Here is a 13,139-nt window from a genome sequence, read left to right on the forward strand (position 1 = left end):
CGCGGCGATGCCAAGTCTTAAGGATCTGAAAAACAGGATCGAGTCGGTCAAATCGACCCGCAAGATCACCAAGGCCATGCAGATGGTCGCGGCCGCGAAACTGCGCCGCGCCCAGGAAGCCGCCGAAAACGCCCGCCCCTATGCCGAGCAGTTCAATGCGGTGATGGCGGGGCTGGCGGCATCGGTCGGGGGCAGTGACAGCGCCCCCAAGCTGCTGCGCGGCACCGGCAGCGACGACGTTCACCTGCTGGTCGTGCTGACAGCCGAGCGGGGCCTGTGCGGCGGGTTCAACGCGAACATCGCCAAGCTGGCCCGCGCCAAAACCGACGAACTGCGCGCCGAGGGCAAGACCGTCAAGATCCTGACGGTCGGCAAAAAGGGGCGCGATGCGCTCAAGCGCGACTATGGCGGGCTGTTCGTGGGCCATATCGACCTGAGCGAGGTCAAGCGCATCGGCTATGCCAATGCGCAGGACATCGCCAAGGACATCCTGTCGCGGTTCGACACCGGTGAATTCGACGTCGCCACGATCTTCTTCTCGAAGTTCCAGAACGTCGTCACCCAGATCCCGACCGCGCAACAGATCATCCCGGCCTCGTTCGAAGAGACCGAGGGCGACGAAGGCGGCGCGGTGTTCGACTATGAGCCCAGCGAAGAGGCCATTCTGGCCGACTTGCTGCCCAAGGGAGTCGCGACCGCGATCTTCTCGGCGCTGCTTGAAAACGGGGCCTCGGAACAGGGTGCACGGATGTCCGCGATGGACAACGCGACGCGCAACGCGGGCGAGATGATCGACAAGCTGACGATCCAGTTCAACCGCTCGCGTCAGGCCGTGATCACCAACGAGCTGATTGAAATCATTTCCGGCGCCGAAGCGCTGTAGAGACAAACCGGAGACGAAACATGGCGAATGCAAAAGGCAAAGTCACGCAGATCATCGGGGCCGTCGTCGACGTGCACTTCGACGATCAGCTGCCTGAAATTCTGAACGCGCTGGAAACCGAGAACAACGGCAAGCGGCTGGTGCTGGAAGTCGCCCAGCACCTGGGCGAAAACACCGTCCGCACCATCGCGATGGACGCGACCGAAGGTCTGGTCCGCGGCGCCGAAGTGACCGACACCGGCGGCCCGATCTCGGTTCCGGTCGGCAATGCCACCCTGGGCCGCATCCTGAACGTGGTCGGCGAGCCGATCGACGAGAAGGGCCCGGTCGAGGCGACCGAGACCCGCGCCATTCACCAGCCGGCCCCCGAGTTCGAGGACCAGTCGACCGAGTCGGAAATCCTGGTCACCGGCATCAAGGTGGTGGACCTGCTGGCCCCCTATGCCAAGGGCGGCAAGATCGGCCTGTTCGGCGGCGCCGGCGTTGGCAAGACCGTTCTGATCATGGAACTGATCAACAACATCGCCAAGGTGCACTCGGGCTTCTCGGTGTTCGCCGGCGTCGGTGAACGGACCCGTGAAGGCAACGACCTGTATCACGAAATGATCGAATCGAACGTTATCAAGCCCGACAACCTCAGCGAAAGCCAGGTGGCCCTGGTCTATGGCCAGATGAACGAGCCTCCGGGGGCGCGTGCGCGCGTGGCGCTGACCGGTCTGACCCTGGCCGAGCAGTTCCGCGACCAGTCGGGCACCGACGTTCTGTTCTTCGTCGACAACATCTTCCGCTTCACGCAGGCGGGCTCCGAAGTGTCGGCCCTGCTCGGCCGCATTCCGTCGGCGGTGGGCTACCAGCCGACGCTGGCCACCGACATGGGCGCCCTGCAGGAGCGCATCACCTCGACCAAGACCGGCTCGATCACCTCGGTGCAGGCGATCTACGTGCCCGCGGACGACCTGACCGACCCCGCGCCGGCCACCTCGTTCGCCCACCTGGACGCAACCACCGTTCTCAACCGTGCGATCTCGGAAAAGGGGATCTACCCGGCGGTGGACCCGCTCGACTCGACCTCGCGCCTGCTTGACCCGGCCATCGTCGGTGAAGAGCATTACAAGGTCGCGACCGACGTTCAGAACATCCTCCAGCGCTACAAGTCGCTGCAGGACATCATCGCCATTCTCGGCATGGACGAACTGAGCGAAGAGGACAAGCTGACCGTGGCCCGCGCCCGCAAGATCGAGCGTTTCCTGTCGCAGCCGTTCGACGTGGCCGAGGTCTTCACCGGCTCGCCTGGCGTGCAGGTTCCGCTGGAAGTCACCATCGACTCGTTCAAGCGCGTCGTGGCCGGCGAATTCGACCACCTGCCCGAAGCGGCCTTCCTGATGGTCGGCGGCATCGACGAAGTGATCGCCAAGGCCGAGCGCATGGCTGCAGCTGCCGCCTAAGGAGTGTCCCTGATGGCAAACACGATGCAATTCGACCTCGTCAGCCCGGAGCGGAGTCTTGCTTCGCTTCAGGCCAGCGCGGTCCAGATCCCCGGCGCGGACGGGGACATGACGGCGATGCCCGATCATGCCCCCACCATCACCACGCTGAGGCCGGGCATCCTCAAGGTCGAGTCGCCCGAAGGCTCCAGCGAATACCTGGTGACCGGAGGCTTCGCGCAGATCAACGGCGACGGCCTGTCGGTGCTGGCGGAAAAGGCCATCCCCGTGTCCGAAGTGACCCGGTCGCATCTGGACGACCTGATCGCCGAGGCGCGCGCCTCCCACGAGGCGGCCAAAAACGGCGACGATCAGACCATCGTCGACGACGCCGCCAAGCTGCTGGCCGATATGGAAGCCTTGGGAACCCATATGAGCCTCTGATGCGCCGGCCGCGACGGATTTTCGGCACGGCCCCGCCATGGCGGGGCCGCATTGTTTTCGATGATCGGTGAGAGAGTCGCGTTTCGGTACAGGTATTCAGGGGTAAGACGGCACACATGAGGAGTTTTCATTCGCATCCGATCGGCGTGGATCAGGGTGAAACCGTCCTGTTTTCCGAGTTCGAAGACGGCGGCGAGATGTGGACGGGCGCCGGTCCGCGGGAACGGCGCCGGCCGGTTCGGTTCAGCGAGTCCTTCCGCACGCCGCCCTTGGTCCAGCTGACCGTCTCGCTTTGGGACGTGGACAACTCCTCGGCCCTGCGCGCCGAACTGCACGCCGAGAACGTGACCCGCGCGGGCTTCGACGCGGTGTTCCGCACCTGGTCGGACACCCGGATCGCGCGCATCCGGATTGCCTGGCTGGCCATAGGCGAGCTGGCCCATGAGGACGATTGGGACATCTCCTAGCCCCGGGTGATCCTTCTATTGAAACCGAGGCCGGCCGCAGGGGCGCTGCCCCTCTTGCCCTTCGGGCAATTCACCCCGGGGTATTTGTGACCAGAAAGAAGCCGGGGTTTCGCTTTGTGCTTCTTTCTGGTTTCAAATACCCTAGGGAGTTTGAGGGACAGCGTCCCTCAACAATCAAAGAAATGAGCGCGCCGAAGGCGCACAACCAGGTTGGCCGGACCGGGATCTCCGGGACGTGTTCAATCCATGTGGTAGAGGGATTCGTAGATCGGCGTCAGGGTCTTGTCTTCGAACAGGGACGACACGCTGGTGCCGTTCCAGATGTTCAGGATCGCCTGGGTAAAGATCGGGGCGGTGGGCACGACACGGATGTTGGGCGCGTTCGCAATGGCGTCCGTGGGCTGGATGGTGTCGGTGATGACCAGCGATTTCATGACCGATTTCGTCACGCGCTCGACGGCGGGTCCGCTCATGACGCCGTGGGTGATGTAGGAGTGCACTTCCTTCGCGCCGTTGTCGGACAGCACCTGCGCGGCCTTGCAGAGCGTTCCCGCGGTGTCGCAGATGTCGTCCACGATCAAGCAGATCTTGTCCTTCACCTCGCCGATCACCGTCATCTCGGCCACCTCGCCGGGGCTTTCGCGGCGTTTGTCCACGATGCTCAGCGGCGCGTTGATCCGCTTGGCCAGTTCCCGCGCCCGCGCCACCCCGCCCACGTCGGGCGAGACCACCATAAGGTCGGCCATGCGCCCCTTGAACTGGTTCTTCACGTCTAGCGCGAAGATCGGCGAGGCATAGAGGTTGTCCACCGGAATATCGAAGAAGCCCTGGATCTGCGCCGCGTGCAGATCCATGGTCAGCACCCGTTCGATACCGGCGCCGGTCAGCATGTTGGCCACCAGCTTGGCCGAGATCGGTGTGCGGGCCTTGGTGCGCCGGTCCTGGCGGGCATAGCCGAAATAGGGGATCACGGCGGTGATCCGGGCGGCCGAGGAGCGCCGCAGCGCGTCGGCGATGATCAGCAGTTCCATCAGGTTGTCGTTGGCCGGATTCGAGGTGGGCTGGATGATGAACATGTCCTCGCCTCGGACGTTCTCGAACACCTCGACGAAGATCTCGCCGTCGTTGAACCGCTCGACCCGTGCGGTGACGAGATCCTGATCCACCCCGCGATACAGGGTCATGCGACGGGCGATGGAATTGGCCAGCGGCAGGTTGGCGTTCCCAGCGATGAGCTTGGGTTCGTTGAGAGAAGGCATTGTCAGTGATCCCCGGGCAGCGACGGCTTTGTGACAGATTCGTGATGTTGACACCGCTTAACATGGGCTTACCGTCCCGCAAAGGTTCAGCAGCGGAGAAAGTCAACATGGCCGATATTGACTACTTTTTTGCGACACTGTCGCCCTATTCCTATCTGGCCGGGCTGCGTCTGGAGGCCATTGCGGACCGCCACGGGGCGCGCATCGCCTACAAGCCGCTGGACATTATCGCCCTGTTCGGCCGGACCGGAGGGACGCCTCCCAAGGAGCGTCATCCTTCGCGCATCGAATACCGGGCGCAGGAACTGGTGCGGCAGGCCAGAAAGCTCGGGATGCCGTTCAACCTGCAGCCGGCGCATTGGCCGACCAACGCGGCACCGTCGTCCTACGCGATCATCACCGCCATCCGGGACGGCTCGGGCGATGTCGGCAAGCTGTGCCATGCGTTTCTGCGGGCCTGCTGGGCCGAGGACAAGGACATCGCCGAGGATGCGGTGATCCGGGAGTGTCTGGTGCAGGCCGGGTTCGATCCGAACCTCGCGGACAGCGGACTGCTGGTCGGGGCCGAGACCTATGCGGCGAACCTCGAAGAAGCGGTGGAGCGGGGGGTGTTCGGCGCGCCGTTCTACATCACGCCCGATGACCAGCGGTTCTGGGGGCAGGACCGGCTGGACGATCTCGACGCCCATCTGGCGGAGTTGAAAGGGTGAAGGATCACGCCGCCCTGCGGCAGCCCTTTCATCTGCGCAAGCTGGGACATGGCCCGCGCCGGGTACTGGCGCTGCACTGCACCATCGCCCATTCGGGCGCGTGGAAGGGCCTGGCCGGATGCCTGGCGGAGGAGGCCAGCATGGTCGCCCCCGACATGCTGTCGCACGGGCGCAGTCCCGACTGGGACCGGGTGGGGGATTTCCAGGACCGGATCACCGAGATCGCCGAAACCCAGTTGACCGAGCCGATGGACCTGATCGGCCATTCCTTTGGCGCGACGGTGGCGCTGCGCCTGGCGGTCGAGCGCCCCGATCTGGTGCGCAGTGCCGTTCTGGTCGAGCCGGTCTTCTTTGCGGTGGCGGTCCGGGATGCGCCGGACCTGATCGAGCGGCACGCGCAGGACGCGCGACCCTATCTGGAGGCGCTCGCGGCCGGGGACGAAGCCCTTGCGGCGCGGCTGTTCAACCGGATGTGGAGCACCGAGCACAGCCCGCGTTGGCCGCAGTTGCCGGAAAGCACCCGCGCCGCGATGATCCGGGGCATCCATGTGGTGCCGACGGTGGACGCGGCGCTGTTCGAGGATCGTGCCGGGCTGTTGACTCCGGGCAAGCTGGCGCGCGCCGCGATGCCGGTGCTGCTGCTGCGCGGCAGCCTGACCCATCCGGTCATGGCAGCCATCAACGAGGGTCTGGCCCGCCGCCTGCCGGATGCGGAGAGCGTCGTGATCGACGGGGCAGGGCACATGCTGCCGATCTCGCATCCGGGGCAGACCGCCGATCGCATCCGGGCGTTCTGGGCGCGCAAGGCACCCTGACACTTCGCCTGTCAGAGCAGGGCCAGAAACGCGTCGATCTGCGCGGGATCGGTCGACCAGTCGCAGACCAGCCGGCAGGCGAGCATTTCATCCGCGTCGTCCCCGTCCAGCTCGGCGCCCCACAGGTGATAGACCGCCCCGGCCGCGTGCAGGCGTTCGTGGGTGCTGCGCGGGAAGCTGGCAAAGATCATGTTGGCCTGCGGTTCGTGCAGGAACGCGGCCCCGGCCGCCCGCAACCCGTCGGCGAGCCGCGCGCAACTGGCGTTGGCCTGGCGCGCCGATCGCAGCCACAGGTCGTCGCGCAGATAGGCCGCCATCTGCGCCGACAGATACCGGTGCTTGGACACCAGATGCGCCCCCCGCTTGCGGCGCAGTTCGAATTCCCAGGCCTTGGATTCGTCGAAGAAGATGACCGCTTCGACTCCCATCAGACCATTCTTGGTGCCGCCGAAACTCACCGCGTCCACGCCGGCCTTCCAGGTCATGTCCGCAGGCGAGCAATCGAGCGCGACCAGCGCATTGGCAAAGCGCGCGCCGTCCATATGGACCGGCAGGCCGAATTCCTTGGCCACGCCGCACAGGGCCTGCAATTCCTCCAGCGTATAGACCGACCCGCGTTCGGTGACCTGGGTGATCGACACCGGTCCGCGCTGCGGCCCGTGCACGCCGCGGGTCTCTTCCGCGCGGATCGCGCCGCGCAGGGCGTCGGGGGTCATCTTGTCGCCGCCGGGAACCAGCGTCAGCTTGGCGCCGCTGTAGAATTCGGGCGCGTTGCACTCGTCCTCGTGGATATGCGACACGGGCGCGCAGAACACGGTTTCCCACGGATTGGACAGGGTGGCCAGTGCCAGCACGTTTGCCGCGGTTCCGGTGGTCAAGAGGTAGACGGCGGCGCCCGGCGCTTCGAAGATGCCGCGGATCCGGTCGCGCACCTCGTTCATTTGCGGGTCGGCGCCATAGGCCATGGCATAACCCCGGTTGGCGTCGGCCAACGCCGTCAGCACCTCGGGATGCACGGGCCCGGAATTGTCGGAGGCAAAAAACATCAGGTCGGCTCCTCGATTATGTAGTCTTCCCACTCGTCCTCGGGCGTTTCGAATTCCGAAACGGTGCGCCGGCGCACCGAGACTCCCGCCTCGTGCACGCTGTCGGGCGTGCCCGAGATCAGCGGGTGCCAGTCGTAGAGCGGCTTGCCTTCCCACAAAAGCCGGTAGGCGCAGGTCCGCGGCATCCAGTAGGCATGGGTGTCGATGTTGTCCGGGCGCATCACGATGCATTCGGGCACGAAGTGATGCCGGATCTCGTACTGGGTGCAGCGGCAGGTCTCGTCGTCGAGCAGACGGCAGGCCACGCAGGTGAGCGCGACCTGACCGCTGTCCTCGTCCTCGAGCTTGTTGAGACAGCATTTGCCGCAGCCGTCGCACAGCGCCTCCCACTCGCGGGCGTTCATCTGCTTGAGCGGCTTGCGCTCCCAGAAACGCGGGGCGAGGCCCGAGCGGTCGATGGGATCGCGGGTCATGGCGCGGCCAGGATCGCGCGCGCCCTGGCGCAATCCGCATCCATCTGCGCGGTCAAGGCGTCGAGCCCGTCAAAGGTCATTTCCGGGCGCAGGTAGTCGACCAGCCCGACCGACAGGGTGGCGCCGTAGAGATCGCCGGAAAAGTCGAACAGGTAGGTTTCGATATTGGGCTGTTCGCCCTTGAACATCGGCCGGACCCCGACGGATGCGGCGCCGTGATAGCTGCCCCGATGCGGGCCGTCCAGAACATCGACCAGCACGGCATAGACGCCGAACCGGGGTTGGTGCAGCCCCTCGATGGACATGTTCGCGGTCGGAAAGCCCAGTTCGCGCCCGCGCTGCTCTCCGCCTACGACGGTGCCTTCGATCCGGTGCCAATGGCCCAGCATGGCGGCGGCGTCGCGCGGGCGGCCCTCGGTCAGCGCGGTGCGGATCGCGGTCGAGGACACCACCTTGTCGGTCCGCTCCAGCAGCGGCGCGACGGTGACGCCGAACCCCATCTCGCGGCCGAACCGGACCATGTCCTGCGCGTCGCCGCTGCGCCCCTTGCCAAAGCAGAAATCGGCGCCGACGACCACATGCGCCAGCCCCAGCCCGTCGCAGATCACGTTGCGGGCGAAGGCTTCGGGCGAAAGCCCGGCCAGCGCGGCGTTGAACGGCAGTTCGTAGAGTTTTTCGACCCCGAGCTTTTCCAGCCGGTGGGCGCGGGTGTTGCCGCGCATCAGGCGAAAGGGCGGGCTGCCGGGGGCGAAGAATTCGCGCGGATGCGGCTCGAAGGTCAGGACGCCCAGCGGCATATGCGGCGCCGCGGTGCGGGCCAGGTCGATCACCGACTGATGGCCGACATGCACCCCGTCGAAATTGCCGATCGCGACGCTGGCGCCGCGATCCTGATCCTCGACGAATTGATAGTCCCGAACGATCCGCATGAGCGTCTGCGTAGCGGGACATGCGGCGGGGTTCAAGCAGGAGTTCCCAATTGGCCCGTCGCGGCCCTGGTGTCGCCGAACCGAGCGTCCCGGCAAACCGGGCCTTGCCTCCGAACCGAGCGTGCCGCCAGCCTGAAACCCTTGCTTGATCTGAAAAATCGCCGGGGTGTAAACTTGGGGTCCGGACGCTCCAATCGTCCGCGCTCAGACAGCAAATCGCAATCCGGTCGAGGTGTCGGCCGATTCTGCCCGAGGATATGCAACATGTATCGGCTGCGTCTCTTTGCAATTCGCCACGCCCGGGCTTTCGAATGGATCTACAAGCGGGTCGAACGGGGCATGGTGGCGCTGGATCCGCTGTTTGCGAAAATCGGCTACAACCGGGTGGAGCGGCCCATCGCGCTGCTGGAGAAATGCATCAAGGTTCCGTTGTTCGACTGCAAGATGTGCGGGCAATGCGTGCTGTCCTCGACCGGCATGTCCTGCCCGATGAACTGCCCGAAACAGCTGCGCAACGGGCCGTGTGGCGGGGTGCGCGACGGCGGCTATTGCGAGGTCAAGCCGCAGATGAAATGCGTCTGGGTTCTGGCCTGGGACGGCGCCAGCCGGATGCGCGAGGGGCAGGCGCGGATCAGGCAGGTTCTGCCGCCGGTCGAGCACTCGCTGCAGGGTTCGTCCTCGTGGCTGCGCGTCAGCCGCGAGATCGCCGCCAAACGCCGCGAGGCCCGCGACGCCGCGCGGCTGACCCTGGCGCAGGCCTTTCCCGAAGCCCGCAGGAACGAACCCTCGGCCGCACCGTTGGCCGAGGAACCGCCGCGGGCGACCCGTCACGAGGGCGGATCATGAGCGCCGCCGGCGACAAGTCGGTCGAACCGTCCGGTTACGTTCCGACGCCCGACGGGTACGTGTCCCACAGCCGGCTCGAGCGCGTCTTGCGGTCGGGGCGTTTCGCGGTGACGGCAGAGCTAAACCCGCCGGACAGCGCCGACCCCGAGGACGTGTTCCAGGCCGCGCAGCCCCTGGGCGAGGTGGCCGACGCGATCAACGCGACGGACGCATCGGGCGCCAACTGCCACATGTCATCGATCGGGATCTGCGCCCTGCTGACGCGGGCGGGATATTCGCCGGTCTACCAGATCTCGTGCCGCGACCGGAACAGGATCGCCATTCAGGGCGATGTTCTGGGCGCCGCCGCGCTGGGGGTCAGCAACGTGCTGTGCCTGACCGGCGATGGGGTGGGCGTAGGCGATCAGCCCGGGGCGAAGCCGGTCTTCGACTTCGATTCCCTGACGCTGCTGCGCACCATCCGCACCATGCGCGATCAGGGCAGGTTCCTGTCGGGCCGCAAAATCACGCGCCCGCCGCAGCTGTTCCTGGGCGCGGCCGAGAATCCGTGCATCCCGCCCTATGAATGGCGCCCCGACCGCCTGGCCAAGAAGGTGGAGGCAGGGGCGGAGTACATCCAGACCAACTACATCTACGACATCCCGCTGTTCGAGAAATTCATGGCGCGGGTGCGGGACGCGGGGCTGGATGAACGCGTCCATGTCATCGCCGGCGTCGGTCCGGTCGCTTCCGCCAAGGCGGCGCGCTGGATGCGGAGCAACGTGCCCGGGATTCACATCCCGGACGACGTGATCGCGCGCATGGAGCAGGCCCGGAACCCATCGGAAGAGGGCAAGAGGATCTGCATCGAACTCATCCAGCAGATCCGCGAAATCGCGGGCGTTTCCGGCGTCCATGTGATGGCGTATCGGCGCGAGCACCTGGTGTCCGAGATCATTCTGGAGTCGGGTGTGCTGAAGGCGCGCGGAAAGGCGCGCAAACCCTGAAACCACAGCGCCGTGATCGGCCATCATGCGGTGCGCCTTCGGCGCGCTCTTTTTTTGTTTTTGTTGAGGGACGCTGTCCCTCAAACTCCCTGGGGTATTTGAAACCAGAAAGAAGCAAGCGCGAAATTGCCGCTTCTTTCTGGTCAGAAATACCCTGGGGTGAATTGCCCGCAGGGCAAGAGGGGCAACGCCCCTGTTTGAACCTGCAAAGACTTCAGGCGATCAGTCGAACTTGCGCGACGGAGCCAGCACCATCGCCTCGCCGACCAGCACTTTCTTGCCATCGACCGAGCAATGGCAATCCAGGCGGACGCGACGTTTGGCAATGTCGATGTCGATCACCTTGACCTCGGCATGAACGGTGTCGCCGGGGCGTACCGGGGCGAGGAACTTGAGCGACTGGCCCATATAGACCGTGCCATGGCCCGGCAGCTGTTCTCCGATGACGGCGGAGATCAGGCCGGCGGTCAGCATTCCGTGGGCGATCCGGCCTTCGAAGATCGTGTCGCGGGCATAGTCGTCGTCCAGATGCACCGGATTCCGGTCGGTGGACACCTTGGCGAACATCTCGATATCCTCGTCCGTCACCACCTTGCGCAGGTGACGGGTCATGCCCATCTCGATGTCCTCGATGCAGATCGTTCCGCGCGGAAGATTGTCCAACATGTCGCCCTCTCGCAGTCACGTCCGGGCAACAAAACGTCACAACCGGCCATCTTGTGGCAACTTTATTACTTCGCAGGCGCAGAAAATCAAGTCCTTTTTCTGCTAGCGCAAACCCCCCATCGCATAGGTCGGGCTCATTTTTTCCTTTTCCAGATAGGCTGTTAACGCATCCCGGTCCGGCTGGACCGATGTTTTCGTCTCGAATGCGGCCAGTCCGCCGGTGATGAACAGGGAATCGAGTCCTTCGCCGATGGCGCCGGCGATGTCGGTATGCGGGCCGTCGCCAATGGCGAGAATGTCCGCATCGGCGATATCGACCCCCAGAGCGGCCAGCCTGCGGCGGGCCAGGTCGTAGATGGGCGGGTGGGGCTTGCCGAAGTAGAGGCTTTCGCCGCCCATCTCGGCATACAGCCGGGCCAGCGCCCCGGCGCACCATTCGCGCACGTCGCCGCGGTCCACCACGATGTCCGGATTGGCGCACAGCAGCTTGAGGCCCACCTGCTTGGCATAGAGGAACTCGGGCCGGTTCACGCTCGGATCCGCATGCGGGTCGAACGGGCCGCAGCAAACGATGCCCTCGGCCTGATCCAGCGGCACGCGCTCGATTTCGATGGGGTGGTCGAGCAGTTTCAGCGGTTCGAAGAAAGCGGCATCGCGCTCCCATTCGCCCATGAAATAGACCTTGCGGCCGACCGCGCCCTGGAACATCGCCGACCGGGCGGAATCGCCACTGGTCGCGATGGTGTCATAGGCGTCCTCGGGCACCTTGAACTGGGCCAGTTGCACCGCCACACCGGCGCGGGGTTTGGGCGAGTTGGTCACGAGAACGACCTTGCCGCCCGTGGCGCGATAGTCCCTGAGCGCGGCGACCGCCTCGGGGAAGGCGGTGATGCCGTTGTGCACGCAGCCCCAAAGATCGACGAACAGCGCCTTGTACCGGTCGGCTACGTCGGACAGCGAATCGATGATCTGGGTCATGGGAACCTCCGGCGGGCGAGATGGAGTATGGGTCAGCTATGGCAAAGCTTGGGCGGGAATGCCACCCCGTGACGCGTTCAGCAGGGGGCGAAGAAGAACGCAAAGGGGCGCCTTTGGCGGGGCGCCCCTCAACGCGGTCTGCCGGCCGAACTCAGACCTTGAGATTGGGGATGATCTGTTTCTTGCGGCTCATGATGCCGGGCAGGACCACGGTGTCGCCGCTGACGGTCGCGCCGAAGCTCTTTTCGGCCACGCCCTTGACCAGATCGTTCGGCACCAGCAGGGTCGCCTCTTCGTTGAGAATGTCGATGACGAACAGAAGCACCTGGTCGACGCCATCTTCCCTGGCGACCTCGACCATCGACTCCATCAGGCTGGCCTTGCGGTCCATCAGCACGCCGGGCGCGGTGGTTTCCAGGACCGAAACGCGGAACTTGGTGCCGTCCACCTCGTATTCCTTGCTGTCCATGCGCAGCAGTTCGCCGTCCGAAAAGGACGACACGTCCGACTTGGCGGCGAACATCTCGGCGGCATAGCCCGGAATGTCGATGCCCAGATCCTTGGCGAGTTTTTCGGCAACTGCGCGGTCGTGGGGGGTGGTCGTCGGCGAGCGGAATTCCAGCGTGTCCGACAGGATGCAGGTCAGCGCCGCGCCCTTGGCCCAGACGGGCATCCTGTCGGCGTCGCCGCCCATGAGGTCGAGCATGATCGTGGCGGTGCAGGCCAGCGGCCGCACAGTGATGTCGATCGGTCCCTTGGTTTCCAGCCCGCCGGCCAGTTTGTGGTGATCGATGATCGCGCGGATGTCGGCCTTGTTGATGTTGTCCGGCAGTTCCGCGGGGTTGTTGGTATCGACGATCACGACCGGCGCGCCGGCGTCAACATCCGCGATGATGCGCGGCTTGGGCAGATCCCAGCGCTTCAGCATGTAGGCGGCCTCGGTGTTGGGCTCGCCCAGCAGCACGGCTTCGGCCTTTTCGCCCTCGACTTCGTTCAGATACCAGGCCCAGAGAATGGCGGAGCCGGTGGAATCGGTGTCGGGGGATTTGTGTCCAAATACCTGGATGGTCATGTCAGCGTCCTGTGTTGAAATTTTGGCGCCTTATAGGGCGCGGACTCCGGGTTGTCACCTGCCGCCGGACACGATGCGACGGTTGGTCAGAGGGCGACACCGGCGCGCGTGAATTGTGTACTTGGCCGGAATGCGTCTAGC

Annotated in this window: 15 protein-coding genes; 8 read left to right on the forward strand and 7 right to left on the reverse strand. The window is 65.1% G+C overall.

Translation table 11 applies throughout. The features are described from left to right. Nucleotides 1-7 precede the first annotated feature (7 nt). The 4 genes from AC2FNJ_RS12880 to AC2FNJ_RS12895 all read left to right on the forward strand — a co-directional run bounded on the left by AC2FNJ_RS12880 (nt 8) and on the right by AC2FNJ_RS12895 (nt 3,218). Nucleotides 8-883, forward strand: coding sequence for a F0F1 ATP synthase subunit gamma (locus AC2FNJ_RS12880; protein ID WP_496764729.1), 876 nt, complete (start codon nt 8-10; stop codon nt 881-883). A gap of 20 nt (nt 884-903) precedes the next feature. Next, a complete protein-coding gene (gene atpD, locus AC2FNJ_RS12885; protein WP_496764730.1) occupies nt 904-2,328 on the forward strand; it encodes a F0F1 ATP synthase subunit beta in 1,425 nt (474 codons plus the stop codon). 12 nt (nt 2,329-2,340) lie between these two features. Further along, entirely contained in the window at nt 2,341-2,751 is a 411-nt protein-coding gene (locus AC2FNJ_RS12890; protein ID WP_496764731.1) for a F0F1 ATP synthase subunit epsilon, read from the forward strand. A 116-nt stretch (nt 2,752-2,867) separates the two neighbouring features. Continuing rightward, nucleotides 2,868-3,218 carry an H-type lectin domain-containing protein gene (locus AC2FNJ_RS12895; protein WP_496764732.1) on the forward strand — a complete coding sequence of 117 codons (351 nt, stop codon included), beginning with the start codon at nt 2,868-2,870 and terminating at the stop codon, nt 3,216-3,218. A 239-nt stretch (nt 3,219-3,457) separates the two neighbouring features. Here the strand turns inward: AC2FNJ_RS12895 and AC2FNJ_RS12900 are convergent, their stop codons facing one another. Further along, nucleotides 3,458-4,477, reverse strand: a complete 1,020-nt coding sequence (locus AC2FNJ_RS12900; protein WP_496764733.1) for a ribose-phosphate pyrophosphokinase — start codon at nt 4,475-4,477, stop codon at nt 3,458-3,460. A gap of 107 nt (nt 4,478-4,584) precedes the next feature. Between AC2FNJ_RS12900 and AC2FNJ_RS12905 the strand changes: the two genes are divergently transcribed. Both AC2FNJ_RS12905 and AC2FNJ_RS12910 read left to right on the forward strand, forming a co-directional pair. Beyond that, nucleotides 4,585-5,187, forward strand: a complete 603-nt coding sequence (locus AC2FNJ_RS12905; protein WP_496764735.1) for a 2-hydroxychromene-2-carboxylate isomerase — start codon at nt 4,585-4,587, stop codon at nt 5,185-5,187. Further along, on the forward strand, nt 5,184-6,002 hold the full coding sequence (locus AC2FNJ_RS12910; protein WP_496764736.1) for an alpha/beta fold hydrolase: 819 nt from the start codon (nt 5,184-5,186) through the stop codon (nt 6,000-6,002). Before AC2FNJ_RS12905 ends, AC2FNJ_RS12910 begins: the two co-directional genes overlap by 4 nt. Nucleotides 6,003-6,013: 11 nt before the next feature. On the opposite strand, the gene AC2FNJ_RS12915 is transcribed toward AC2FNJ_RS12910, so the two are convergent. From AC2FNJ_RS12915 to AC2FNJ_RS12925, 3 genes are read right to left on the reverse strand one after another with little or no spacing between them, the layout of a single operon-like run. Then, complete coding sequence (locus tag AC2FNJ_RS12915) at nt 6,014-7,048, reverse strand: threonine aldolase family protein (RefSeq protein WP_496764738.1); 1,035 nt, start codon at nt 7,046-7,048, stop codon at nt 6,014-6,016. Then, nucleotides 7,048-7,521: a YcgN family cysteine cluster protein gene (locus AC2FNJ_RS12920; protein ID WP_496764739.1), complete on the reverse strand. Its 474-nt coding sequence runs from the start codon at nt 7,519-7,521 to the stop codon at nt 7,048-7,050. The genes AC2FNJ_RS12915 and AC2FNJ_RS12920 overlap by 1 nt, the downstream gene beginning before the upstream one ends. Beyond that, nucleotides 7,518-8,450, reverse strand: coding sequence for a bifunctional riboflavin kinase/FAD synthetase (locus AC2FNJ_RS12925; protein WP_496764740.1), 933 nt, complete (start codon nt 8,448-8,450; stop codon nt 7,518-7,520). The genes AC2FNJ_RS12920 and AC2FNJ_RS12925 overlap by 4 nt, the downstream gene beginning before the upstream one ends. A gap of 264 nt (nt 8,451-8,714) precedes the next feature. Here AC2FNJ_RS12925 and AC2FNJ_RS12930 point away from each other — a divergent pair, with 264 nt between their 5' ends. Beyond that, complete coding sequence (locus AC2FNJ_RS12930; protein WP_496764741.1) at nt 8,715-9,296, forward strand: methylenetetrahydrofolate reductase C-terminal domain-containing protein; 582 nt, start codon at nt 8,715-8,717, stop codon at nt 9,294-9,296. Then, nucleotides 9,293-10,282: a methylenetetrahydrofolate reductase gene (locus AC2FNJ_RS12935; RefSeq protein WP_496764743.1), complete on the forward strand. Its 990-nt coding sequence runs from the start codon at nt 9,293-9,295 to the stop codon at nt 10,280-10,282. The genes AC2FNJ_RS12930 and AC2FNJ_RS12935 overlap by 4 nt, the downstream gene beginning before the upstream one ends. Before the next feature lie 222 nt (nt 10,283-10,504). Here AC2FNJ_RS12935 and AC2FNJ_RS12940 read toward each other — a convergent pair whose 3' ends face one another. The 3 genes from AC2FNJ_RS12940 to AC2FNJ_RS12950 all read right to left on the reverse strand — a co-directional run bounded on the left by AC2FNJ_RS12940 (nt 10,505) and on the right by AC2FNJ_RS12950 (nt 12,998). Next, nucleotides 10,505-10,948: a MaoC family dehydratase gene (locus tag AC2FNJ_RS12940; RefSeq protein ID WP_496764744.1), complete on the reverse strand. Its 444-nt coding sequence runs from the start codon at nt 10,946-10,948 to the stop codon at nt 10,505-10,507. 102 nt (nt 10,949-11,050) lie between these two features. Further along, nucleotides 11,051-11,926, reverse strand: a complete 876-nt coding sequence (locus tag AC2FNJ_RS12945) for a TIGR01459 family HAD-type hydrolase (protein WP_496764746.1) — start codon at nt 11,924-11,926, stop codon at nt 11,051-11,053. A gap of 151 nt (nt 11,927-12,077) precedes the next feature. Next, on the reverse strand, nt 12,078-12,998 hold the full coding sequence (locus AC2FNJ_RS12950; protein WP_496764747.1) for a manganese-dependent inorganic pyrophosphatase: 921 nt from the start codon (nt 12,996-12,998) through the stop codon (nt 12,078-12,080). Nucleotides 12,999-13,139: the final 141 nt, after the last annotated feature.

This window comes from Ruegeria sp. BHSB196 (genome assembly GCF_059613135.1).